The sequence below is a fragment of the Micromonospora sp. DT227 genome (assembly GCF_049841835.1).
Classification (GTDB): Bacteria; Actinomycetota; Actinomycetes; order Mycobacteriales; family Micromonosporaceae; genus Micromonospora.
The window spans coordinates 117,402-140,257 of sequence record NZ_JBNCLA010000013.1 but is presented as its reverse complement, the minus strand read 5'-3'; the positions used below and the strand labels follow the sequence as shown (position 1 = coordinate 140,257).

Genomic DNA, 22,856 nt, shown 5'->3' with positions numbered 1-22,856 from the left:
TGACACTGCGGAGAAGCCGGACCTAGTGTGTAGAAACACTGTTCCGCTAAGCGGATCGAATGTGCGAATCGCATGGGAGAGGGGTGCCGGGATGAGTCCGAAGACGGGAGTTCTCGGCCGGTTCAGAGCCCTGAAGGTTTCTGCTCTGGTCGGGGTGGTGGCCCTCCTGGCCACAGCCTGTAGTTCGTCCAACGGGGACAGCGCGGCGGAGGCGGACTCCTCCCCGGGAGCAGCCGGGGCGGACATCGTGGTCGGGGTCGGGGTGATCAACCCCGACCTGGACGCATTCTCCGCCACGTCCCCGCCGCGTTCCTTCTACGCCTACCCGGTCTGGTCCCTGCTGACCAGGGTCGACACCCTCGGCGAGGGCGCCAAGGTGGTCCCCGGCGTCGCCGAGTCGTGGACCCGCGTCAACGACCTGACCTGGCAGTTCGTCCTCCGTAAGGACCTGAAGTTCGCCAACGGCGAGCCGGTCGACGCCGACGCCGTCGTCTACTCCACCAAGTTCATGCTCGACCCGAAGAACGAGGCGAGCATCCGCGGCAAGCTCGGCATCATCAAGCAGGTCGAAGCGGTCGACGCCACCACCATCCGGTTCACCATGAGCGCGCCGGAGGCGATCCTGCCCCGGCTGCTCGGCGCGATGCCGATCGTCCCGCCCAAGGAGCACGCGCGGGTGGGCGCGAAGGCGTTCAACGCCAAGCCCATCGGCACCGGCGCGTTCATGGTCGAGAAGTTCGTCCCCGGCAAGGAACTCGTGCTGGTGCCGAACCCCAACTCCGGGCAGGGCAAGGCGCTGCCGGCCTCGATCACCTTCAAGGCGATCCCGGAGGACGCGGCCCGGGTGGCCGCCCTGCGCGCCGGTGACGTCGACATCATCACCAAGGTCCCGATCGACGGGATCAAGTCGCTGGAGTCCGGCGCCTTCACGGTCTACGACGCGGTCGAGCCCCGCACGTACGTGGTGGACCTGTTCACCGACTCCGGGCCGCTGACCGACGTGCGGGTCCGGCGGGCCATCGCCCAGTCCCTCGACCTGGACGCGCTGGTCCAAGGCGTGATGGGCGGCAAGGGACAGGTCGGCCAGGGCCAGTTGGCGCCGAGCTTCATGTCCGGCTACTGCAAGGACGTCACCCGGTACCCGTACGACCTGGCCGCGGCCAACAAGCTGATGGCCGAGGCCGGCGTCTCCGGGCTCAAGCTGAAGTTCCAGACCTCGCAGGGGTTCATCCTCAACGACACGCTGCTCGCCCAGGCGATCGGCGAGATGGTCAACAAGCTGGACGCGGTCGAGTCGGTGGAGATCGCCCCGATGGAGTTCTCCAACTACCTCGACGTGTACTACAACCGCACCGAGCGGGCCGACTTCTTCGCCTGGGGCATGAGCAGCTCACCGTTCGTGGACGCCTCCGTGCAGCTCGAGCGCCTGGTCACCGGCTACCCCCAGCACAACATCGGCTACTCCAACCCGAAGTACGACGAGTGGTTCGGCAAGCTGCGCTCGGCCGAGGAGGGCACCCCGGAGCGGCAGCAGGCGTTCTGCGAGTTGTCGAAGATCTACAAGGAGGACGTCCCGTCCGTGGCGGTGATGACCATGCCGGACGTCTGGGCCAGCTCCGACAAGATCCGGGGCTTCAAGGTGGACCAGGCGGGCAACCCGGCCTGGGAGCTGATCACCAAGGTGACGGGCTAGACGGGGTCCGACCGTGGCGAAGCTTCTGCGACAGCGGCTCCTGCAGCTGGTCCTGGTCATCCTCGGACTGTCCAGCCTGGTGTTCTTCCTGGTCCGGATCTCCGGCGACCCGGCCTCGGCCATCGCCGGTGCGGACGCGGACCCGGAGACCCTGGCGGCCATCCGCAGCAATCTCGGGCTGAACGAACCGGTGCTCGTCCAGTACGTGAGGTTCCTCGGTGACCTGCTGGTGCTCGACTTCGGCGACTCGTACCAGTACCGCAGCGACGCGATGGCGTTGGTGCTGGACCGGTTTCCGGCGTCGGCGCTGCTGACCCTCCTCGCGATGCTCATCGCGGTCGGACTCGGCGTACCGGCCGGGGTGCTCGGTGCCGTGCACCGGGACGGGCTCCTCGGCCGGGCCGTCAACGGCCTCGCCATCCTCGGGCAGAGCGTGCCGAACTTCGTGCTCGGTCTGGTGCTCATCATGATCTTCGCGGTCAGCCTGGGCTGGCTGCCCAGCTTCGGCGGGGAGGGGGTGATGAGCCTGATCCTGCCGGCCGTCACCCTCGCCGCCTTCATCTGCGCCCGGCAGATGCGGCTGGTGCAGGCGTACACCCTGGAGGAACTCAGCAAGGGGTACGTGCGGACCGCGAACTCGCTCGGCTACAGCACCCGGCGGATCCGCTACCGGCACATCCTGCGCAACGTCAGCGTGCCCATGCTCTCGCTCGTCGGGCTGGAACTCGGCCAGTTCATCGCCGGTTCGGTGGTGGTCGAGTCGGTGTTCTCCTGGCCCGGCCTGGGCCGGTTGATGGTCGAGTCGGTCACCGCCCGCGACTACCCGGTGCTCCAGGCGGGCGTGTTCGTCATCGGCGTGCTCGTCGTGCTGATCAACTTCATCGTCGACCTGCTCTACCAGGTGGTCGACCCCCGACTCAAGGCGCAGTTGGTGACCCGATGAGCACAGTGCTGACCGTTCCCGAGCCGGGCGGGGCCGAACCCGTGGCCGAGGTCGTCCCCGCGCCGCGCCGGCCCCGCCGACGCCTCCTGCCGAGACACTTCGGCGCCCGGATCGCGCTCGGCTTCCTGATCGTCGGCGTCCTGGCCGCGATCTTCGCCCCGGCCGTCTCGCCGTACGACCCCAACGAGCAGTCCCTGCTCAACCGGCTCGCCGCGCCGTCGCTGTTCGGCGGCGAGGGCGCGCACCTGCTCGGCACCGACGAACTCGGCCGGGACCTGCTCAGCCGCGCCATCTACGGCGGCCGGGTCAGCTTCACCGTCGGGTTCGTCGCGGCCACCTTCGCCGGCCTGCTCGGCACCGTCCTCGGCGTCGTCGCCGGGTACTACCGGGGCATCGTGGAGTCGGTGATCATGCGGACGGTCGACATCCTCACCGCGTTCCCGTTCCTCATCGTCGCCCTCGCCGTGGTCGCCGTCTTCGGCGCCAAACTGTCGGTGCTGATCATCGTGCTGGTGCTCTGGGAATGGGTGCCGTTCACCCGGCTCGCCCACGCCAAGACGCTGAACGTGGTCTCCACCGACTACTTCCGGGCCGCCGTCGCCATCGGCCGTCGGGGTGCCGGCATCCTCGCCCGGCACGTGCTGCCCAACATCGCCGGTCCGCTCATCGTCGTCTGGACGTTCGTGGTGGCCCGGTCCATCGTCATCGAGAGTTCGCTCAGCTTCCTCGGGCTCGGCGTGCCGCCGCCCACCGCCACCTGGGGCGGGATGCTGAGCGCCAGCCGGGGCTACCTCGACACCGCGTGGTGGATCCCGCTGGTCCCCGGCGTGGCCATCACCCTGGTCGTGTTGAGCGTCAACGTCGTCGGTGACTGGCTGAGTGAGAGGTGGGATCCGCATGGCCGGCGCTGACGCCGTACCGCTGCTCGAGGTCGACGGGCTGGACGTCACCTTCGACACCCTCCGGGGGCCGGTGCACGCCGTCCGGGGCGCCACCTGGTCGGTGCGCCAGGGCGAGACCCTGGTGGTGCTCGGCGAGTCCGGCTCCGGCAAGAGCGTCTCGTTGCACGCCGTCGCCGGGCTGCTGCCGGCCAACGGCCACACCGCCGGCCGGGTCCGCTTCCAGGGCCGGGACGTGCTCGGGCTGCGCGGCGCGAAGCTGCGCCGGTTCTGCGCCGAGAACTACGGCATGGTGTTCCAGGACCCGATGAGTTCGCTGGACCCCAGCTTCACCGTCGGCGACCAGATCGCCGAGATCCTGCGGGTGCACCGGGGGGCGTCGGCGAAGGACGCCTGGGAGCGGGCGGTCGAGCTGCTGGGCGTGGTCCGGATCGACGACCCGGGCCGGCGGGCGAAGCAGTACCCGCACGAACTCTCCGGCGGCATGCGCCAGCGCGTCATGATCGCCATGGCGATCGCCCTGGACCCGCCGCTCTTCCTCGCCGACGAGCCGACCACCGCGCTGGACACCAGCGTCCGGGGCGCGGTGCTGGAGACCATGATCGAGTTGCGGGACCGCCTGTCGATGGGGGTCGTCCTGATCACCCACGACATCGGCGTGGCGGCGGCCGTCGCCGACCGGGTCGCCGTCATGTACGCCGGCCGGGTCGTCGAGTACGGCACCGCGGAGCAGGTGCTGCACGAACCCGGCCACCCGTACACCGCCGCGCTGCTCGGGTCGCTGCCCCGGTTGCGGCGGCTGCGGTCCACGCTGACCGCCATTCCCGGCGCGCCACCGAACGCGGCCCGGCTGCCGGCCGGCTGCTCCTTCCACCCCCGGTGCCGGTTCGCCACCGACCGCTGCGCCGAGGAACTGCCGGTCCTGCAACCGAGTGGCGGCGGCCAGGTCGCGGCCTGCCACTGGACCGGCCGGCTGACCGCCGACGGCGACCTCGGCTACTGGCGCGAGGGCGGCGAACCACTCGTCGACGCCCGGCCCGGCGACGCGGAACAACCGTTCGTGGTGGTCGAGAACCTGGTCAAGGAGTATCCACTCGGCTCCGGCCGGAAGGCCCGGGTGCTGCGGGCGGTGGACGACGTCTCCTTCACCATCCCGAAGGGCACCACGCTCGGCCTGGTGGGGGAGTCCGGGTCCGGCAAGTCCACCACCGCGATGATCATGTCCGGGCTGCTCGCCCCCACCTCCGGACGGGTGGTCATCGGCGGCGTCGACATCGCCCGGCTCTCCGGCAGGGCCATGCGGGACGTCCGCCGTGACCTCCAGGTGGTCTTCCAGGACCCGTACTCCTCGATGGACCCCCGGATGACCATCGGGCAGATCGTCGACGAGCCGCTGCTGGTGCACAAACGCGGGTCGAAGGCCCAGCGGCGGGACCGGGTCACCGAACTGCTCGACCTGGTCGGGCTGGACGGCGACTACGCCGCCCGCTTCCCGCACCAGCTCTCCGGCGGGCAGGCCCAGCGGGTCGCCATCGCCCGCGCGCTCGCGCTGGAACCCGCGCTGATGGTGCTGGACGAGCCGGTCGCCGCGCTGGACCTCTCCATCCAGGCGCAGATCCTCAACCTGCTGCGTGACCTCCAGGCCCGGCTCGGCCTGACGTACCTGTTCATCGGGCACGACCTGGCGGCGGTGGCCTACATCTCCGACCGGGTGGCGGTCATGTCCACCGGGAAGATCGTCGAACTGGACCGGGTCGACGCGATCTACCAGCGGCCGGCGGCGGCGTACACCCGGCAACTCCTCGACGCGGTGCTCGACCCCGAGACCGACCTCGGCCGGTACCGGGACCGTCCGACGACCCGGAGGGAGGAGCCGTGCGTCCCCTCGGCCCCGGCGACGCCCTGATCGTCATCGACGTCCAACGCAAGTACGTCACCGGGCCGCTGGCCGTCCCGGACGCCGCCGGGCTGGTGGACCGGATCGCCCGGTTCGCCGACGCGGCCCGCGCCCGGGACGTGCCGCTGGTCTGGGTGACCCGCGAGCTGCGCCCCGGCGTGTCGATGGGCGTCGCCACCACCGCCGGGTACGGCGCGGCGGTCGACGAGCTGTTCCGGAGCCCGGCCGCCGACCTGCATCCCGGCCTGGGCGCCCGCGACGACGAGATCCGGGTGGTCAAGCCCCGCCAGTCGGCGTTCTACGGCACCGACCTGGCGGTGGTGCTGCGCACGCTGGGCGCGGACCGGGTGGTGCTCACCGGCGTCACCACCAACATCTGCGTCCAGGCCACGGCCCAGGACGCCCGCGCCCGCGACCTCGACGTGCTGGTGGTCGCCGACCTGACCGCCGCGCTGCCGGTCACCGCCGCCGGCTTCGACCTGCCGGCGGAGCAGGTGCAGCGGGCCACGCTGGCCACCCTCGCGCACGCCGTCGGCACCGTCCGCCCCGCCGCCGCCGTGCTGTCCGCCTGAACCCGCCCGGGCGGCACGCCGTACCGGCCCCGGACCGCCCGCGCGACCCCTCGCGCGGGCGGTCCCGGGATCTCAGTAGCCCCGGCTGCGGTCGAACTCGCCGAGCAGGGGTTCGCCGGCGTGCCAGCGACGCAGGTTCGCGCAGAACTGCTCGACCACCCGTTCGGCCCGGCGCGGCGACCCGCCGGCGATGTGCGGGGTGACCACCACGTTGGGCAGTCGCCACAGCGGGTCGTCGGCGGCGAGCGGCTCCCGGGCCACCACGTCCAGCCCGGCCCCGCCGAGCCGTCCGCCGGTGAGCGCGGCGCGCAGCGCCGACTCGTCGACCAGGTCGCCCCGGCTGACGTTGACCACTATCGCGCCGGGTTTCATCGCGGCGATCCGGGTGGCGTCCAGCAGGTGGCGGGTGGCCGGGGTGAGCGGCACGGTGAGCACCACCACGTCGGCGGCGGGCAGCACCTCGTCCAGCCGGTCCGGGGTGACCAGCAGGTCAACGTCGGGGCCGGCCTCGACGGATTCCGGCTCCACCGCGACGATCCGCGCGAACTCGAAGCCCCGGGCCCGCCGGGCCACCGCCCGGCCGGCCCCGCCGAGGCCGACCACCAGCATGGTCCGGTCGGTGAACTCCCACTGGGTGGCCCGCACCGCGATCCGGTACGCGTCGGTCCAGTCGGGCGCGCGCAGCACCGTCGCCACGCCCCGGGTGAGCGCGAGCAGCAGCGCGAACGCGTGCTCGGCCAGGTGCGCGCCGACGATCCCGCCCTTGGCCGAGACCAGACGGACGTCGCGGCCGGCGAGGTGGGCGGCGATCCGGTCCACGCCGGCGCCGACCGACTGCACCCAGCGCAGGTTCGGCGCGGCGTCGAGGGCCGCCGGCTGGATGTCACCGAAGAGGACGGCCGCGCCGGGGGCGTGCCGCAGCACGGTGGCGGGGTCCCGGGCGACCACCACCGGGTCGGGTGCGGCGGCGGCGCGGATCGCGTCGACCTGTGCCTCGGTCAGCGGGGCGATCAGCGCGTGCGCGGCGGCCAGGACGGTACGGCCGGTGTCGTCCGGCCCGGTCATGTGTCGCCCCGCCCGGCGTCGGCGCTGCCCGGCCGGGGCGGGACACCACCGGCGCCCAGGTAGCGGTCGCGGAGTCGGGTGACCTCGTCGTAGCCGATGAGCCGGGTGAACTCGCGCAGCGGTACGCCCCGGGCGGCGACCACGCCGGGCTCCGGGCCGAGCAGGTCGGTGTACGCCGCGGTGAGCGCGCGGGCGGTGGCGAGCAGGCCCTGGAGACCGTAGATGACCACGGCGATGCCGAGTTCCCGGGCGATGGCGGGGGTGAGCTCGCGTTCCAGCCAACTGCCGGGGGCGACCGCGGCGGCCAGTGGCCGGCCGCAGGCGTCCCGGGTGGCCTGCCACGCCTCGAACGGGAACGTCTCGTCGTGGCGCATCGGGAAGACCACGTCCGCGCCGGCCGCCGCGTACGCCTCGGCCCGCCGCAGCACCTCGTCGACGGTGTCGGCGTTGGTCCGGGCGACCACGGCGGCCCGGTCCCGGGCGTCGACGCAGGCGCGGACCTTCGCCGCCGCCTCGGCCCGGGGCACCAGACTCACCCCGGCCTGCTCGCTCAGCGGCCCCGGCTTGGGGGAGATCTGGTCCTCCAGCATCAGCGCCGCCGCGCCGGCCCGCTCGAAGTCCCGGGCGGCGTGGTACGCGTTGACGGCGTTGCCCCAGCCGGTGTCCAGGTCGGCGATGACCGGCAGGCCGCCGGCCCGGGCGGCGACGCCGACCGCGCGGGTCATGTCGGCGCGGGTGTAGAGGTCGGCGTCGGGCAGGCCGAGCGAGGCGGCCACGGCGAAACCGGAGACGAAGAGGCAGCGGAAACCGGCCGCGGCGGCCAGCGTGGCGCTGAGCCCGTCCCAGACGCCGGCGGCGTACACGGGTGGTTCGGCGGCGAGGACGTCGGCGAAGCCGACCGGGGCGTGCACCGGCATCGGATCACACCTCCGGCAGGTCGACGACGACGTCGACCAGGACGGGACGACCCTCGCGGACGCCCTTGACCGCCTCGGTGAGGGTGGACGCCAGGGCGTCGCGGTCGGTCACGGTGAACGCCTCGACGCCCTGGGCGCGGGCCATCCCGGCGTGGTCGACGTCCGGCCCGGTCAGGTCCATGCCGTGCCGGGCCCGGTCCAGGTCGCCGCCGCGCGTCTGCACCACCCGACGTTGGTGCAGCCAGTCCGCGCCGTAGCTGCGGTTGTTGACCACCACGGCCAGCAGCGGGAGCCGGTGGTGGGCGGCGGTCCAGAGCGCCTGCGGGGTGTAGAGCAGGTCGCCGTCGGGTTGCAGGTCGACCACCACGGTGTCGTCGTCGCGGTGGTGCAGCGCCGCGCCGATCGAACCGCCGATGCCGAAGCCGAGGCCGCCGGCGCCGGAGCCGCCCAGGTGGCAGTTGTAGTCGACCAGGTCCCAGGTGCGCCGGGGCCAGCCCCGGAACATGGTGAAGCCGATCTGCCAGGGGCCGTCGCGTACCGCGTCGTAGGTGGCGGCGGCGAGGACGCCCTCGGTGATCCCGCCGTGCGGCGACTCGGGCGGTGGCCCTTCGGCGGCGCGCAGCGCGGCGGTGTGACCGGTCAGCCACTCGCGTCGGGCGGCGACGGCGTCGGCGCGGCGGGCGACCCGCTCGGCGACCAGGTCGGCGAGGACGGGCAGGGCGACGGCGGTGTCGGCGACCAGGTACTCGTCGGCCCGGATCGGCGGTTCCAGGTCGAGGAAGCCGTTGTGTTTCAGGTCGTTGAGGGTGATCACGGCGAGTTTCGTGCCGGGCCGGGTGAGCATCCGGTAGCCGCGCCGGTCGTTGTCCACCTGGGACGTCGCCCAGCGGACGTCCCGGCAGTCCAGCGCCAGGACGAGGTCGGCGTCGGCGAGCCGGCCGGCCCGGTCGGCGGTGCAGTCGGCCCAGTGCCCGGTGGGGAAGTTGTGCCGGCTGCCGAGGTCCACCACGGGTACGGCGAGGGTCTCGGCGAGCCGGCGCAGCGCGTCGAAGCCGGCCCGGCTGCGGCCGACGAAGTCGGCGAGGACGACCGGGGACTCGGCGGCGACGAGCAGGTCGGCGACGGCTTCGAGGCGGTCCAGCGGGGCGGTCGGCGGGGCGAGCGGGGCCGGCCCCCAGTCGCCGAGGTCGACCGCGGGCGCGGGGGACTCCTGCATCAGCGCGTCGAGGGCCACGTAGGTGGGGCCGGGCGGCTGGGCCACGGCGAGCTGGTGGGCGCGGAGCATCAGGTCGGGCAGGGCGGCGACGGACGTGGGTTCGCTGTCCCACTTGACCACGTCCCGGACGGCCTGGCCCTGCTGGTTCGCGGTGTGCACCCAGTCGATCCACGGGCGGCGGCGGGCCTGGTCGGCCGGTCCGGAGCCGCCGAGCAGGAGCACCGGCGCGTGGTCGGCGTACGCGTTGAAGGTCGCCATCACGGCCTGCTGGAGGCCGACCAGGTTGTGCACGGCGGCGGCCATTACCTCGCCGGACGCCTTGGCGTAGCCGTGGGCGACGGCCACGGCGACGCCCTCGTGCAGCGCCGAGATCACCTCGGGGCTGCCGCTTGTGGTGAGGGAGTCGTGCAGTCCCCGGAACGAGGCGCCGGGGTTGGCTGCCACGTACCGGATGCCGAGGCGCTGGAGCAGCGCCACCATCACGTCGCTTCCGTATGTCAGATCCATGTGTCACGTCCTGAGTCGGTCGGCCTGTCCCGCCCCCGTCGGCTGCGCTACTTTATGAAACACCGTTTCATCAACCGGAACAAGAGGGGTGCCCATCATGCATCGACCTGGTCAGGCCGTGGATCTGCACAGTCACTGGTGGCCCCGTGAGTTCGCGTCGGCCGTCCGGGCCGGCCGGCGCTGGCACGCCTGGGACGCCGACCTCACCGCCGCCACCCCCCGGATCGTGGCCGGCGACCGGGACGCCCCCGCCCCGGTCGACCTCTACTCCACCGACCTGACCGCCCGCCGGGAACGCCGGGCCGCCGAGGGCATCGTCCGCGAGGCGGCGATGGTCCCGGTCTTCCTCTGGGGGTACGAACTCCCGGCCGCCGAGGCCGAGGCGTACTGCCGGGACGTCAACGCGGACCTGGCCGACGCGCAGGCCGCCTCCGACGGCACCTTCACCGGTCTCGGACTGCTGCCGCTCCAGGACCACGACGCGTCCCTGCGGGTGCTCGACCACGCCGTCAAGGACCTCGGCCTGTACGCGTTCAGCATCGGCACCAACGTCGAGGACGCCAACCTGGACGACCCGAAGGTGGTCGCCATCCTCGACCAGGTGCTGGCCGCCGGGGCGGCGATCGTCATCCACGCCAACTGGTACACCCGGGCCGGGCGCGAGCGCACCTGCCGGCACATGTTCGACAACTCGGTGGGCGTGCCCCTCGAATCCGGGCTGGCGTTGGCCTCGCTGATCTACTCGGGCCTGCTGGACCGGCACCCGGGCGCCCGGATCTGCTGCTCGCACGGGGGCGGCTGGCTGCCGTACGGCATCGGCCGGCTCAACCTGCGCTACCTCCAGGGGCGGGACAGCGGCCTGCTGGCCGAGGCGCCGGACCGGTACCTGCGCCGGTTCCACTACGACTGCCTGGTGCACGACGAGCGGGCCCTGCAACTGCTTGTCGAGCGGGTCGGCCCGGACCGGGTGGTGATCGGCACCGACCACCCGTACGGCGGGGACATCCCCGAGGTCGGCGCGGTGCGCTGGATCGCCGACCAGCCGTTCCTGACCAGCCGGGAGAAGGACATGGTGGTCCGGGAGAACGCGACCCTCTTCCTCGACGGCGCGCGGCGGGCGACTGGCGGCGCCGGCTGACATCCCGTCGCGCCGGACGGCGGATTCGCTGGTCACGGCGTCCGTCCGGCCCTTGACACGGTTCGACGGACCCCCCTACGTTTTGTGGAACGCCGTTTCGCTGAGTGGAAGGAATCTGATGGCCACGCTCCGAGGGTTCGGCAATCCCCTGTCCCCGTCCGGCCGGGCCGCGCTCGTCGACGACCCCCCGCACCACATCAGCGCCGACGCCATCCAGGTGATCTACCGGGTCGACCCGGACAAGGCCCGCGCCTACCTGCCCGACGGCCTCGACCTGCACCCGGAGGCCCTGGCCTACGCCTACGTCGCCGACATGGTCAAGGTCAGCGACAGTCACCCCGACCAGGCCTGGACCGAACCGCAGTGGTCGCAGTACCAGGAGGGCATCCTCGGCCTCTACTGCACCTACCAGGGCCAGCCCGGCCGGTTCAGCGCCTACATCTACGTCAGCGAGGACTGGTCGGTGGTGTTCGGCCACTTCATGGGCTTCGCCAAGAAGCAGGGCGTCATCCACAAGACCAAGATCCAGCCGGCCAACCCGGCGTTCGGGCCGATCGGCCCCGGCAGCCGGATGCGGGGGACCGTGGACCGGTTCGGCCGGCGGATCTTCAACGTGGACATCCAGCTCACCGAGAAGATCGACGACGACGCGGTGCCCTCGCACGGGCACCGCGTCTACACCTACCGGCACATCCCCTCGCCCAGCCCGCAGGTGCCCGACCAGCGGCAGCTCTTCGCGCTCGACCTGGACCGGGCCACCACCATCGACGCCTGGAAGGGCACCGGCGGCGTGGAGATCTTCACCGACGTGATCAACGAGGACCTCGACGGCTTCCAGCCCCTGGAGATCGTCGAGGCGTACAGCTTCCAGCGCGGCTGGACCACCAAGGCCGGCGCCACCCTGCTGCGAGAGGACCACTGATGACCGACTGGGCCGCGATCCAGGTCGCCAAGGCCGCCGACAACATCGTGAACACCTCCCTGGCCGTCCGGCCCGGGGAACTGGTCGCCGTCGCCGCCGACCACAACTCCGACCACGCGGTCGTCGACGCGCTCCTCGCGGCGGTCGCCGCCGCCGGCGCCGAGGGCACCCTGCTGGTCCAGCCCGCCCGCGCCCGGGCCGGCGAACCGGCGAACCGGATCGTCGCCGCCGCACTGGCCGGCGCGGACGTGATCATCTCGCCGACCTCGACCGCGCTGAGCTTCACCCCCGAACTCAAGCAGGCGCTCAACCGGGGCGCCCGGGCGATCGTGATGACCGGGGTGACCCGGGCCGAGCTGACCGGCGGCGCGGGCATCGCCGACTACGAGGAGGTCCACCGGATCACCAAACCGCTGGCCGACGCCATCACCGCCGGCTCCCGGATCCGGGTCACCTCGCAGCAGGGCTCCGACCTCACCGCCAGCCTGGAGGGGGTCACCTGCGGAGTGGGCGCGTCCTTCGCCCGCGAGCCCGGCCAGATCTCCAGCTATCCCAGCGGCGAGGCGTGGAGCGCCCCGGCCACCGGCACCGGGCAGGGGGTCCTGGTCGCCGACGGTTCCGCGCACCAGCTCGGCAAGCTGCGCGAACCGATCCGGGTCCACTTCGACCAGGGGCGCGCGGTCCGGATCGAGGGCGGTGACCAGGCCGGCGAGCTGCGCCGCATGATCGACGGGGTGGAGAACGGCGACAACCTCGGCGAGATCTCCATCGGCACCAACCCGGCGGCCCGCTTCCTCGGCAACATCACCGAGGACAAGAAGCAGGTCGGCACCGTCCACTTCGCCCTCGGCAACAGCGTGGTCGGCGGGACGGTCAAGGCCCCGATCCACGTCGACCTGCTGCTGCTCACCCCCACCGTGGAGGTGGACGGGGAGATCCTGGTCCAGGACGGGAAGATCGTGAAGGTGGCATGACCGCCGCATCCGCTCCGGCCCCCGGAGACGCCGTCTCCGGGGTGCCGGCCATCGACACGCACACCCACTTCTGGCCCCGGGGACTGCTCGCCGCCGGGCGGGAAGGACGGGACTGGTACGGCTGGCGGCCGGTCACCGAGGCCGACGGCCGGCGGGCGTTCGCGCTGGGGCGTACCGTGCTGGCCTTCGCCCCGCCCGAGGTGGACCTGGCCGACCCGACGGCCCGGCTCGCCGCCCGCGCCGCGCAGCAGGGGATCGGCTTCGAGGCCGTCCAGGTGGCCGGGTTCCTGTTCAACTACCACCTGGACGCGGCCCGGGGCGCGGCCTTCTGCCGGGAACTCAACACCGAGCTGGCCGAACTGGAGGCCGCCGCCCCGGGCACCTACCGGGGGCTGGCGCAACTGCCGCTCCAGGACCGGGACGCGGCGCTGGCCGTGCTCGACCACGCCGTGACGGAACTGGGGCTGCGGCACTTCGTGCTCACCCCGGCGGTCAACGGGCGCAACCTCGACGACCCGCAGATCCTGCCGGTGCTGGAGGCGATGGCCGAGGCCGGGGTGACCGCCAACGTGCACCCGGCGTTCTTCGACAAGCTCGGCGCCGGCGACCGGCTCGGCCGGTACTACTTCGAGAGCTCGTTCGCCGCGCCGGTCGAGGCGAGCATCGGGCTGATGACGGTGATCCACTCCGGGCTGCTGGACCGGCACCCCGACTTCCGGATGTGCTTCACCCACGGCGGCGGCATCGCGATCCACTCGCTGGGCCGGTTCGACCACCGCTGGCACATGATCTCCCCGGCGCAGCGCACCATGGCCCGCCCGCCCAGCGAGTACCTCGCCGCCGGCAACCTCTTCTACGACGTGCTGGTGCACGACGAGCGCGCGCTGGAACTGGTGATCGAGCGCGTCGGGGTGGACCAGCTCACCATCGGCACCGACCACCCGTTCGCCTGGGACCACCCCGGCGGCGCCGCGAACTGGATCCGTACCGCAGGTTTTCTGGACACCGCGGCCCGGGAGAAGATCCTCTGGCGCAACGCGGCCCGCTTCTACGGCCTGGACCCCGACAACCCGCCCGGGACGGCCGGCTCATGACCGACTGCGACGCCCTGGTCGCCGGCGCCGGCGCGGCCGGCCTGGCCGCCGCGCTGGCCGCCGCCCGGCCCGGCCGTACCGTCGTCCTCGCCGAGGCGCGGGAGACGTTCCGGCAGGGCAGCAACACCGCGATGAGCACCTCGATGATCCCGGCCGCCGGCAGCCGTTGGCAGCGGGCGGCCGGCGTCGAGGACTCACCGGGTCGGTTCCTCGCCGACATCCGGGCCAAGACCCACGACCGGGCCGACCCGGTGGTGGCCGCCGCGCTCACCGCGGTCGCCCCCGAGCTGGTCGATTGGCTGGCCGACGACTGCGGGGTGCCGCTCGAACTGGTCATCGACTTCCGCTACCCGGGCCACTCGGCGCTGCGCTGCCACAGCGTGCCGGACCGCTCCGGCGCGGCCCTGCACCGCGCCCTGCTCGACGCCGCCGCGGACCGGGACGACCTGCACCTGGTCGTGCCGGCCCGGCTGGTCGATGTGCGCACCGACGACACCGGCGCGGTCCGGGGCGCGGTGCTGGCCCGTCCCGACGGCACCCGGGAGGAGTTGAGCTGCCCGGTGGTGGTGCTCGCCACCAACGGGTTCGCCGCCGACCCCGAGCTGGTCCGGCGCCACCTGCCCGAGATCGCCCACGGCGTCTACCACGGCGGCGAGGCGTCCCGGGGGGACGCGTTGCGGCTGGCCGAACGGCTCGACCTGGACACCGGCCACCTCGACGCCTACCAGGGGCACGGCTCGCTGGCCGTCCCGGACGCCATCCTGCTCACCTGGGCGACGGTCATGCACGGCGGCTTCCTCGTGGACGCCACCGGGCGACGCTTCGGCGACGAGACGGTCGGCTACTCCGAGTACGCCGTACCGGTGCTGTCCCGTCCGGGTGGCCGGGCCTGGGTGGTCTACGACGAACGCGTCCACGACGCCTGTCTGGCGTTCAAGGACTACCGGGACGTGGTGGCCGCCGGGGCGGTCCGCTGGGCCGACGACGTCGACGCGCTCGCCTCCGTGGTGGGCGCCCCGGTCGACGCGCTGGCGGCCACCCTGGCCGACGCCGACGCGGCGGCCACCGGGACCGCGTCCGACGCGTTCGGCCGGCGCGCCTGGGGCGCGCCGCTGCGTGCGCCGTACGCGGCCGTCCGGGTCACCGGGGCGCTCTTCCACACCCAGGGCGGCCTGCGGGTGGACCGGCACGCCCGGGCGTTGCGCGCCGGCCAGCCGGTGCCGGGCCTGTACGCGGCCGGCGGCGCGGCGGTCGGCATCTCCGGCCACGGGGCGGACGGGTACCTGGCCGGAAACGGCCTGCTCGCCGCCCTCGGCCTCGGCTACCTCGCCGGCCGGCACGCCACCGCCTGAGCCGGTACCGGTCCGACTCGCCACCGCGCCCCTCACCCACCGGGTGAGGGGCGCGGTGGCGGGCGCGGCCTAGCGGCTGACCGGGCGGCGCAGGTACTCGCCGCGCGGGGTGCCGACCACCGCGCCGTCGCGGAGGATGCGGTGCCCGCGCAGCCACACGTCGTCGACCCGGGCGGTCAGCTCGAACCCCTCGAACGGGGTGTACTCCTGGGTGGACTCGCTCGCCTCGGCGGTCACCGTCCAGGTGCGGTCCGGGTCGACCAGGACGATGTCCGCGTCGAAGCCCACCGCCAGGTCCCCCTTGCGCGGCCACAGCCCGTAGCGCTTCGCCGGATTGGCGCAGACCAGCTCGGCGACCCGGCCCAACGGCAGCCCCTGCCGCCGGCCCTCGGTGATCAGGGCCGGGAGCAGGTACTCGGCCCCGCCGAACCCGGACTTCGCCACGAAGACGTCGTCCCGGTCGGTGCCGAACTTCGTCTCGTCCCGGCAGCAGGCGTGGTCGGAGACCACCCAGTCGACCTGCCCGGCGAGCACCGCCCGCCAGAGCGCCTGCCGGTCGGCCTCGGCACGCAGCGGAGGGTTCACCTTGCCGCCGAGGCCGGCGGCGGTGTCGTAGGTGGCGATCAGGTGCCCGATGGTGACCTCGCGGCGGAAGTCCACGTGCGGGAAGGCGGCGGCCATCCGCAGCGCGGACTCCATCGCCTTCGCACCGGACAGGTGCAGCAGGTTGATCGCCGGCAGGCCGGTCTCGTGGGCCAGGTAGGAGGCGATGGTGATCGCGAGCCCCTCCGAGTGCGCCGGCCGGGACGCGCTGTAGGCGGCCAGCCCCTTCAGCTCCCCGGCCTCCTCCACCAGCTTCGAGTAGGCCGCCATGATCTCGGCGGTCTCGCAGTGCAGCGACAGGCTGATGCCGTCGGCCAGTTCGGGCCGCTCCTCCCGGATCCGCTGCACGCCGCGCATGACGAACTCGAAGTGCGCCAGGTCGTACCGCTCACCGGGCGGGGTCATCAGGAACGACGACTGGTCGGTGGAGCGACCGTGCAGGCCGTGCGAACCGTAGAACATGAAGATCTTGAACGAGCTGACCCCGAACTCGTCGACCAGCGTGCCGAGTTCGTCGATGTGGCCGGCCTGCATGGGGGCGAGGTGGAAGGCGTAGTCGACGAAGGCCCGGCCCTCGGCCAGGCGCAGCACCTCGGGGAAGAACTCGGCGTAGCTGCCGCCCCGGTTCAGGTAGTACTGCCCGGTCCGCATGTAGGTCAGCCCGGTGGTGACGCCGCCCTGCGCCGACGCCCGCGACTCGCTGGCGGTGTCGACGTCGAGCGGGTTGTAGATGCCCCAGTGCTGGTGTCCGTCGACCGCGCCGGGGAAGGCCAGTCGGCCGCCGGCGTCGACCACCTCGTGCGCGTCGGCGGGGGAGAGGTCCGGCCCGATGGCCGCGATCTGGCCCGACCGGACCGCGATGGATGCTGGTACGGGCTCGTCCTCGCCCGGGCGTACCGCCCGCGCGTTGACGATGAGCAGGTCATAAGCCATGGGGCTACCTCCTTGCCGGTGGCCACAGGCTAAGCCCGGCGGACCGCTGAGCGCAACAGCGATCCGTCCAGCGGAACGAAATGATGGTTACTGTCGGCGCGCGCGGACCAGCACCGCCCGGGCCGAACGGGCGACCGCCTCGTCCACCATCGTTCCGGTGCCGTCCACCGCCGCCGCCCCACCGCCCCCCTCGGCGTACGCGGCGATGACCCGCTCGGCCTCGGCCACCTCCTCGGCGGTCGGCGTGAAGACCTCGTTGATCACCGGCACCTGGTGGGGATGGATCGCCGTCCGCCCGGAGAAGCCGAGCCGGCGCAGGGCCTCGGTGCCGGCTCGCAGCTTCTCGGTGTCCCGGTAGTTCACGGTGGCCGGGCCGACCGGTGCGGCCAGCCCGGCGGCGGCCGAGGCGACGACCGCCTCGAACCGGGCCGGGAGCAGTTCCCACCCGTCCGGGCCGGGACGCAGGCCCAGGTCGGCGCTGAGATCCGCCTCGCCGAGACCGAGCAGCAACACCCGGGGCGCGGCGGCGACGGCGTCGATCTGTCGGAGCCCGCGCGCGGACTCCAGCCGGGGTGAGACGGCGATCCGTCCGGCCGGCAGACCGCGCTCGCTCTCCAGCACGCTGAGCAGGGCGTCGAGGCGGGTCAACAGGGACGGCCCGTCCACCTTCGCCACCACCACGCCGGTGAGGCCGGGGCGGACCGCCGCCCGCAGATCCTCCTCGAGGGCGTCCGGCGAGACCCGTACCCAGGCGTCGGCGGCGCCGGCGGCGCCGGAGTCGAGCCAGTCGGCGACCACCGAACGGGCGGTCGGCCGCTGCGCCGCCGGCACCGCGTCCTCCAGGTCCGCGATGATCGCGTCGGCCCCGACGCCGGCGGCCTTGTCGAGCATTCGGCGGGAGTGGCCGGGGACGTAGAGCCAGGACCGGGACACCATGATGCCTCCTCGATTGGAACGGTGTTCCAATCTATCCCGGTCGGGCCGCGGCACAGCGCGCGGCCTGCTCGTTGCTGGCCAACCGGTGTCGGGCCGGGTGTGGGCGCGGCCGTCGTCGCCGCGCCCACACCCGGCGGCAGATCAGCCGACCGTGCAGCCGACCACCGGCGCCGGATTGTCACCGGTCGAGGACGCCAGGAAGCCGAAGCTGGTCGAGCCACCCGGTGCCAGGCCGCCGTTCCAGCCCAGATTCCGCGCGGTGGCGGTCGCGCCCGACTGCGTGACCGTGGCGTTCCAGGACTGCGTGACCTGCCGGCCGCTGCCGAGGCTCACCGTCGCGGTCCACGCCGTGGTGGCCGCCGCCGTGTCGTTGCGGACGCTCACCTCGCCCTGGAAGCCGCCGGCCCACTGGGAGACCGTCCGGTACATCGCCGTGCACCGCCCGATGCCGGGCGGCGGGGTCGACGGTGACGGTGCCGGGGTGACCGAGAGGGTCGGGCCCGGCGTCGGGGTGGGCGGGACGGTGCCGCCGAGCACCCGCGCGAGCGCGGGTTGGAAGCGGTCGGCCATCTTCCGGAAGCCCGAGTCGTTCGGGTGTACCCCGTCGCCGGTGTCGGTGGCCGCGTCGAAGCCGGTCCACTGGTCCACCACGACGATGGGTGACTGGGCGGTGGTGAGACCGGCGGCCCAGCCGGGGATCCGGTTGTTGAGCGTGACGGTGTCGGCGGGGCAGGTGTCGCAGCCGTGGTGCGGGATGATCTGCGACACGACGATCCTCATGCTCGGGTTGTTCGCCCGCATCTGGCCGACCAGCTTGGTGAACGCGGCGAGGATCGTGTCCATCGACTGCCAGCCGCCCCAGAGGTCGTTCGTGCCGAGGTGCATCACGACGACGTCCGGCCGGGCCGCGTTCAGCCAGGGCGGGAGCTGGTTGTTGTCGGCGATGCCGACCGCGGAGAAACCGCCGTGACCCTCGTGGTCGGCGTCGTAGGAGAAGCCGTAGTTGCAGCTTCCGCCGTCGGAGGTGCTGCCGACGAAATCGATGTTGGAGTAGCCGGCGGTCCGCAACTGGTTCCAGAGCAGGGCGCGCCAGCAGCCGGGGCCGGCGGTGATCGAGTCACCGAGCGGCATGATCCTGATCGGCGCCGCCGCCGACGACCGGTGCGGTGCGGACCGTACCGGGGAGCCGGGGAACGCCACCGTGAACGCCAGGACCGTGGTGATCGCGGCGAGCACGGCGTACCGAAGGGATTGTCGCGACATCGGGGTTCCCTACGGCGTCACGGTGAGCAGGTGGGCGCGGTAGCCCTCGCCGTAGCTGCGGGTCGGCGTGCCGTTGTAGTCCTCGATGAGCACGTTTCCGCCGCTGCATCCCCACGGGTTCCAGGTCCATGCGGTGTAGCCCAGCCGGTTGCGGTCCAGCCAGGTCATCAGCCGGTCGATGTAGTCGTGGGCGCAGGTGTCCTGACCGATCTCGCCGGCGTGCACCGGCACCTGCGCGGCCACCGGGGCGATCTGGGTGTCCCAGCAGGTCTCGGTGACACAGGCGTTGAAATTGTACGAGTGCCACGAGGCGACGATGTTGCCACGCGGGTCCGTCGGCTTGTGGGTCAGCCACTGGGTCAGGTCGTTGGTCCAGGTCAGGCCCGGCACCAGCAATACGTTGGTGGCGCCGGTGGCGCGTACCGCGTCGACCAGGTCCTGCATGCCGGCCACCGGGTAGTCGATGCCGGTGCAGGCGCCGCCGTCGCGCAGGCACCGCCACGCGGCCGCCATGTCCGACCAGTTGTTGGCGGCGTCCGGGTAGGGCTCGTTGAACAGGTCGAACAGCACCGCGTCGTTGCCCTTGAACGCGTTGGCCACCCCGGTCCAGAACTGCGGCGTGTACTGCCGGCTGGGCATGGGCTTCTGACAGGTGGCGTTCACGTCGGCGCAGGCCGAGATGTTGCCGGTGTACTGCCCGTGGGTCCAGTGCAGGTCGAGGATCGGGTTGATCCCGTTGGCGACCAGCAGGTTCGCGTAGTCCTTGACGGCCTGCTGGTAGGCGGGTCCGCTGGGTGAGCCGGAGAGGCCCAGCCAGCAGTCCTCGTTGAGCGGGATCCGGACCGCCCGGATGTGCCAGGCCTTCATCGCGTCGACCGAGGCCTGGTCGACCGGACCGCTGTCCCACATGCCCTTGCCCTGCACGCAGGCGAACTCCCCGCTGGCCCGGTTGACGCCGAGCAGGCGGTAGGTGGCGCCGCCCGCCGTCACCAGTTTGTTGCCGGAGACCCGGAGGCTGGGCGCGGCGCCGCCCGGCGGCGGCGTGGTCGGCGGCGGCGTGGTCGGCGGTGGCGTGGTGGTCGGCGGCGTGCTGGTCGGTGGGCCGGTGGGCGTCGTCGGGGACGGCGTCGTGACCGCGCCGGTGCAGGTCGTGCCGTTGAGCGCGAACGAGGTGGGTACGGGGTTCGCGTCGCTCCACGACCCGTTGAAGCCGATCGTGGTCGACCCGCCGGTGCCCAGCGAGCCGTTCCAGCTCAGACTGGCCGCCGACACCCGCGCGCCGGACTGCGACCAGGTGGCGCTCCAGCCCTGGGTGACCCGCTGGTTGGCGTTGGGGAAGTCGAACGTCAGATTCCAGCTCGTGAGCGCGGAACCGAGATTGGTGATGGCGACGTTGCCGCTGAACCCGCCGGTCCACTGGCTCTGCACGGTGTAGGTGACCGCGCAGCCGGTGGTCGCGGCCGAGGCGGGCAGCGTGACCGCCAGCAGGCTGGTGGCCACCAGGGTGCCGGCTGCCGCCGACGCCAGCAGGGCATGAGGACGTGTCATGGATGCTCTCCTAGGCAATAGAGGGGAGCGTCGATGGGAGCGCGTCTCGGAGCTTTGTTTATTCGCCTCACTAAGTCAAGCTGATCGATGCAATCCACTCGGCGCGGCCGTCGTCTCCCGGGCGACCACGGTCTCGGTCGCGCACCACCGTTCCGGCACCGGCTCGCCGTTGACCAGCCGCAGCACGGACTCGCCGACCAGTTCGCCGAACGTGTGCACATCGAGGCTCATCGTGGTAAGTGCGGGGGAGGCCAGACGGCAGAGGCTGGAGTCGTCCCAGGCGATCAGGCTGACGTCGCCGGGAACCCGGCGGCCCGACTCTTTGATCGCGAGCAGGCCGGCGACCGCCATCAGGTCGTTGTCGTAGATGATCGCGGTGGGCGGCTCGACCCCGGCCAGCAGTTCGGCGGTGAGCTTGGCCCCGGCCTCCTCCGAGTAGTCGCCCTCCACGACGACGGCCTCGACGGCGGCGTCGGCCGCGGCCGCCAGCATGGCGGCCGTGCGGGCCCGGGTGTGCAGGAGCGTACCCGGTCCGCTGATCCGGGCGATCCGGCGATGCCCGAGATCGACCAGGTGCGCCAATGCCGCCCGCATCGATCCGACGTCGTCCCGGCGCACCGCCAGGGCCCCCCGGGTCGGCTCGCCAGTCACCACGACGGGCAGGCGAAGCTCCCGCAGCACCGCTGGCCGGCCGTCGTCGACCGACGGGTTCACCAGCACGACCGCGTCGACCAGCCGCTGCCGCGCCCACCGACGGTACGCGGCGATCTCGGCCGCCTGGTCGGCGACGACGTGCAGCAGCACCGACCGGCCGTGTGCGGCGAGCCGCTCCTCGATGCCCGCGATGAACTCCATGAAGAACGGCTCGGTGCCGAGCAGGCGGGGCGGCCGGGCGAGCACCAGGCCCACCGCGCTCGTCCCCCACGCATCGTCCATTTCGCACGCCCCCGGTTTCGTCAACTGGCCGATTCGGTGAGCCGTGCCCGCTCGTCGGCCACCTGCTCGAGTGGGCGTGGACCGTGACTCAACGGAACCAACTCGGATTCGAGGACCAGTGCGGCGGCTCCGACGGCCGATGCCGTGGCGGCGGACCGGGAGAGCCGTACGTCGACGGTGTGCGTGCCACGGGAGAAGGACGCGCGCAGTTCGTGCCGGACGATCGGGAGGTAGACCGAGCCGGCGGCGGCCAGACTCGGCCCGGTGAGCACGAGCACCTCGAGGTCCATGAGGTTCGCCAGCGTCCGGGCGGCCACGCCCACCTGCCGGGCCGAACGCTCCAGCAACACCAGTGCGTGCGGTTCGCCCCGGCGGGCGGCGCGGCTGATCGCGGCGAAGTCGGCGATCACCGACGGTCGTCCGGCGCTCGCGGTGAGACCCACCGCCCGGGCCGCGGCCGGGTCCGATCGGGCGGCGGCGACCACCGCGGCCGGCCCGGCCAGCGCCTCCACGCACCCGCGGGCGCCGCACCAGCAACGGGGACCGTCGGCGGACACGCACACGTGTCCGAGCTCGCCGACGTTGCCGCTCGGACCCCGGTAGGTGACGCCGCCGATGACCAGGCCGGCGCCGATGCCGGTGCCCATGTAGAGCGCGGCGGCCGACGTCGCGGCGCCGAATCCGCCCGTCCAGTGCTCACCGAGGGCCGCCGCTGTCGAATCGTTGTCCAGCACCACCGGCAGCGCCGTGACCCGCTCCAGCGCGGCGCCCAGCGGGAAGCCGGTCCACTGCCGCATCACGGGGGCGAGCCCCGCGTCCGGTGGACCACCGATGCCCCGGGCCGGGCCGACCGGGCCGGGGAAGACCAGACCGACGCCGAGGACCCGGGCCCGCTCCACCCCGACGCCGTCGATCAGCGCGGCTATCGCGGTGGCGATCCGCGCCACGACGGCCGCCGGCTCGTCCGCGCCGGCGCCCGGCCGGGAGATCCGGGCTACCACCGTTCCGCCGAGGTTGGTCAGGGCGTACGTGATGACGCCGTGGTCCAGGTGCACGCCGACGGCGTACCGGGACGTGTGGTCGAGCTGGAGCAGCACCCGCCGCTTGCCCCCGGTCGACTTGGCGTGCCCGGTCTCGACCACCAGGCCTTCGTTGATGAGCTTGCGGACGAGGGTGGAGATCGTCGGCGCGGTGAAACCGGTGGCCTTGATCAGGCCGACCCGACTGATCGTCCCGGCCGCCCGGATCGCGTCGAGAACGACTGACTTGCTGCTCGTATGCGGCTTGCTCGTTGCTGGTTCGCTCACTGCTTCACTGCCACGGCTGGTCGGTCGGTCGGCCGAGCGAATCATACAGCGATCCCGATGCCCGGGGCGGTGCCCGAGGTCGTCAAGGTATTGACACCCGCCTAAATAGGCGTCGAGAATTCTCCCCGAAAAGGTTTTCGG

Annotated in this window: 19 protein-coding genes; 10 read left to right on the top strand and 9 right to left on the bottom strand. The window is 72.7% G+C overall.

Annotated features, from left to right (window positions below):
• Positions 1 to 91 precede the first annotated feature (91 nt).
• The 5 genes from ACLQ2W_RS30990 to ACLQ2W_RS30970 are packed head-to-tail and all read left to right on the top strand — an operon-like array spanning position 92 to position 6,004.
• Positions 92 to 1,693, top strand: a complete 1,602-nt coding sequence (locus tag ACLQ2W_RS30990) for an ABC transporter substrate-binding protein (RefSeq protein ID WP_281940242.1) — start codon at positions 92 to 94, stop codon at positions 1,691 to 1,693.
• A 13-nt stretch (positions 1,694 to 1,706) separates the two neighbouring features.
• A complete protein-coding gene (locus ACLQ2W_RS30985; protein WP_107155344.1) occupies positions 1,707 to 2,636 on the top strand; it encodes an ABC transporter permease in 930 nt (309 codons plus the stop codon).
• Positions 2,633 to 3,547 carry an ABC transporter permease gene (locus ACLQ2W_RS30980; protein WP_425791064.1) on the top strand — a complete coding sequence of 305 codons (915 nt, stop codon included), beginning with the start codon at positions 2,633 to 2,635 and terminating at the stop codon, positions 3,545 to 3,547. Before ACLQ2W_RS30985 ends, ACLQ2W_RS30980 begins: the two co-directional genes overlap by 4 nt.
• Positions 3,534 to 5,441: a dipeptide ABC transporter ATP-binding protein gene (locus tag ACLQ2W_RS30975; protein WP_425791062.1), complete on the top strand. Its 1,908-nt coding sequence runs from the start codon at positions 3,534 to 3,536 to the stop codon at positions 5,439 to 5,441. Before ACLQ2W_RS30980 ends, ACLQ2W_RS30975 begins: the two co-directional genes overlap by 14 nt.
• Entirely contained in the window at positions 5,411 to 6,004 is a 594-nt protein-coding gene (locus tag ACLQ2W_RS30970; RefSeq protein WP_425791060.1) for a cysteine hydrolase family protein, read from the top strand. The genes ACLQ2W_RS30975 and ACLQ2W_RS30970 overlap by 31 nt, the downstream gene beginning before the upstream one ends.
• Positions 6,005 to 6,076: 72 nt before the next feature.
• On the opposite strand, the gene ACLQ2W_RS30965 is transcribed toward ACLQ2W_RS30970, so the two are convergent.
• From ACLQ2W_RS30965 to ACLQ2W_RS30955, 3 genes are read right to left on the bottom strand one after another with little or no spacing between them, the layout of a single operon-like run.
• Positions 6,077 to 7,069 (bottom strand): D-2-hydroxyacid dehydrogenase, encoded by a 993-nt coding sequence (locus tag ACLQ2W_RS30965; protein ID WP_425791059.1) that lies wholly within the window; start codon positions 7,067 to 7,069, stop codon positions 6,077 to 6,079.
• Entirely contained in the window at positions 7,066 to 7,986 is a 921-nt protein-coding gene (locus ACLQ2W_RS30960; protein ID WP_425791057.1) for an isocitrate lyase/PEP mutase family protein, read from the bottom strand. Before ACLQ2W_RS30960 ends, ACLQ2W_RS30965 begins: the two co-directional genes overlap by 4 nt.
• Before the next feature lie 4 nt (positions 7,987 to 7,990).
• On the bottom strand, positions 7,991 to 9,709 hold the full coding sequence (locus ACLQ2W_RS30955) for a thiamine pyrophosphate-binding protein (RefSeq protein WP_425791055.1): 1,719 nt from the start codon (positions 9,707 to 9,709) through the stop codon (positions 7,991 to 7,993).
• Positions 9,710 to 9,806: 97 nt separating this feature from the next.
• Here ACLQ2W_RS30955 and ACLQ2W_RS30950 point away from each other — a divergent pair, with 97 nt between their 5' ends.
• From ACLQ2W_RS30950 to ACLQ2W_RS30930, 5 genes are all read left to right on the top strand, one after another.
• Positions 9,807 to 10,847 carry an amidohydrolase family protein gene (locus tag ACLQ2W_RS30950; protein ID WP_425791053.1) on the top strand — a complete coding sequence of 347 codons (1,041 nt, stop codon included), beginning with the start codon at positions 9,807 to 9,809 and terminating at the stop codon, positions 10,845 to 10,847.
• Between the two features lie 118 nt (positions 10,848 to 10,965).
• Positions 10,966 to 11,769 (top strand): acetoacetate decarboxylase family protein, encoded by an 804-nt coding sequence (locus ACLQ2W_RS30945; RefSeq protein ID WP_088643359.1) that lies wholly within the window; start codon positions 10,966 to 10,968, stop codon positions 11,767 to 11,769.
• Positions 11,769 to 12,743 carry an aminopeptidase gene (locus ACLQ2W_RS30940; protein WP_088643360.1) on the top strand — a complete coding sequence of 325 codons (975 nt, stop codon included), beginning with the start codon at positions 11,769 to 11,771 and terminating at the stop codon, positions 12,741 to 12,743. The genes ACLQ2W_RS30945 and ACLQ2W_RS30940 overlap by 1 nt, the downstream gene beginning before the upstream one ends.
• The gene (locus ACLQ2W_RS30935) at positions 12,740 to 13,837 is read left to right on the top strand and encodes an amidohydrolase family protein (RefSeq protein ID WP_425791050.1); all 1,098 of its coding nucleotides are present in this window, start codon (positions 12,740 to 12,742) and stop codon (positions 13,835 to 13,837) included. Before ACLQ2W_RS30940 ends, ACLQ2W_RS30935 begins: the two co-directional genes overlap by 4 nt.
• On the top strand, positions 13,834 to 15,189 hold the full coding sequence (locus ACLQ2W_RS30930) for an FAD-dependent oxidoreductase (protein ID WP_425791048.1): 1,356 nt from the start codon (positions 13,834 to 13,836) through the stop codon (positions 15,187 to 15,189). Before ACLQ2W_RS30935 ends, ACLQ2W_RS30930 begins: the two co-directional genes overlap by 4 nt.
• 69 nt (positions 15,190 to 15,258) lie before the next feature.
• Here ACLQ2W_RS30930 and ACLQ2W_RS30925 read toward each other — a convergent pair whose 3' ends face one another.
• The 6 genes from ACLQ2W_RS30925 to ACLQ2W_RS30900 all read right to left on the bottom strand — a co-directional run bounded on the left by ACLQ2W_RS30925 (position 15,259) and on the right by ACLQ2W_RS30900 (position 22,715).
• Positions 15,259 to 16,725, bottom strand: a complete 1,467-nt coding sequence (locus tag ACLQ2W_RS30925) for a dihydroorotase (RefSeq protein WP_425791047.1) — start codon at positions 16,723 to 16,725, stop codon at positions 15,259 to 15,261.
• Between the two features lie 87 nt (positions 16,726 to 16,812).
• Positions 16,813 to 17,661 (bottom strand): HpcH/HpaI aldolase/citrate lyase family protein, encoded by an 849-nt coding sequence (locus tag ACLQ2W_RS30920; protein WP_425791045.1) that lies wholly within the window; start codon positions 17,659 to 17,661, stop codon positions 16,813 to 16,815.
• 141 nt (positions 17,662 to 17,802) lie between these two features.
• Complete coding sequence (locus tag ACLQ2W_RS30915; protein WP_425791043.1) at positions 17,803 to 18,924, bottom strand: cellulose binding domain-containing protein; 1,122 nt, start codon at positions 18,922 to 18,924, stop codon at positions 17,803 to 17,805.
• 9 nt (positions 18,925 to 18,933) lie between these two features.
• Positions 18,934 to 20,472 (bottom strand): cellulase family glycosylhydrolase, encoded by a 1,539-nt coding sequence (locus ACLQ2W_RS30910; protein WP_425791041.1) that lies wholly within the window; start codon positions 20,470 to 20,472, stop codon positions 18,934 to 18,936.
• Between the two features lie 75 nt (positions 20,473 to 20,547).
• Positions 20,548 to 21,408 (bottom strand): LacI family DNA-binding transcriptional regulator, encoded by an 861-nt coding sequence (locus tag ACLQ2W_RS30905; protein ID WP_425791039.1) that lies wholly within the window; start codon positions 21,406 to 21,408, stop codon positions 20,548 to 20,550.
• Positions 21,409 to 21,428: 20 nt separating this feature from the next.
• Entirely contained in the window at positions 21,429 to 22,715 is a 1,287-nt protein-coding gene (locus ACLQ2W_RS30900) for an ROK family transcriptional regulator (protein WP_425791037.1), read from the bottom strand.
• Positions 22,716 to 22,856 lie beyond the last annotated feature (141 nt).

Coding starts and splice junctions, on each gene's coding strand:
- ACLQ2W_RS30905 (WP_425791039.1), bottom strand. CDS start 21,408: ATGGACGATGCGTGGGGGACGAGCGCGGTGGGCCTGGTGCTCGCCCGG.
- ACLQ2W_RS30960 (WP_425791057.1), bottom strand. CDS start 7,986: ATGCCGGTGCACGCCCCGGTCGGCTTCGCCGACGTCCTCGCCGCCGAA.
- ACLQ2W_RS30910 (WP_425791041.1), bottom strand. CDS start 20,472: ATGACACGTCCTCATGCCCTGCTGGCGTCGGCGGCAGCCGGCACCCTG.
- ACLQ2W_RS30935 (WP_425791050.1), top strand. CDS start 12,740: ATGACCGCCGCATCCGCTCCGGCCCCCGGAGACGCCGTCTCCGGGGTG.
- ACLQ2W_RS30930 (WP_425791048.1), top strand. CDS start 13,834: ATGACCGACTGCGACGCCCTGGTCGCCGGCGCCGGCGCGGCCGGCCTG.
- ACLQ2W_RS30915 (WP_425791043.1), bottom strand. CDS start 18,924: ATGTCGCGACAATCCCTTCGGTACGCCGTGCTCGCCGCGATCACCACG.
- ACLQ2W_RS30925 (WP_425791047.1), bottom strand. CDS start 16,725: ATGGCTTATGACCTGCTCATCGTCAACGCGCGGGCGGTACGCCCGGGC.
- ACLQ2W_RS30980 (WP_425791064.1), top strand. CDS start 2,633: ATGAGCACAGTGCTGACCGTTCCCGAGCCGGGCGGGGCCGAACCCGTG.
- ACLQ2W_RS30920 (WP_425791045.1), bottom strand. CDS start 17,661: ATGGTGTCCCGGTCCTGGCTCTACGTCCCCGGCCACTCCCGCCGAATG.
- ACLQ2W_RS30965 (WP_425791059.1), bottom strand. CDS start 7,069: ATGACCGGGCCGGACGACACCGGCCGTACCGTCCTGGCCGCCGCGCAC.
- ACLQ2W_RS30990 (WP_281940242.1), top strand. CDS start 92: ATGAGTCCGAAGACGGGAGTTCTCGGCCGGTTCAGAGCCCTGAAGGTT.
- ACLQ2W_RS30975 (WP_425791062.1), top strand. CDS start 3,534: ATGGCCGGCGCTGACGCCGTACCGCTGCTCGAGGTCGACGGGCTGGAC.
- ACLQ2W_RS30940 (WP_088643360.1), top strand. CDS start 11,769: ATGACCGACTGGGCCGCGATCCAGGTCGCCAAGGCCGCCGACAACATC.
- ACLQ2W_RS30955 (WP_425791055.1), bottom strand. CDS start 9,709: ATGGATCTGACATACGGAAGCGACGTGATGGTGGCGCTGCTCCAGCGC.
- ACLQ2W_RS30945 (WP_088643359.1), top strand. CDS start 10,966: ATGGCCACGCTCCGAGGGTTCGGCAATCCCCTGTCCCCGTCCGGCCGG.
- ACLQ2W_RS30950 (WP_425791053.1), top strand. CDS start 9,807: ATGCATCGACCTGGTCAGGCCGTGGATCTGCACAGTCACTGGTGGCCC.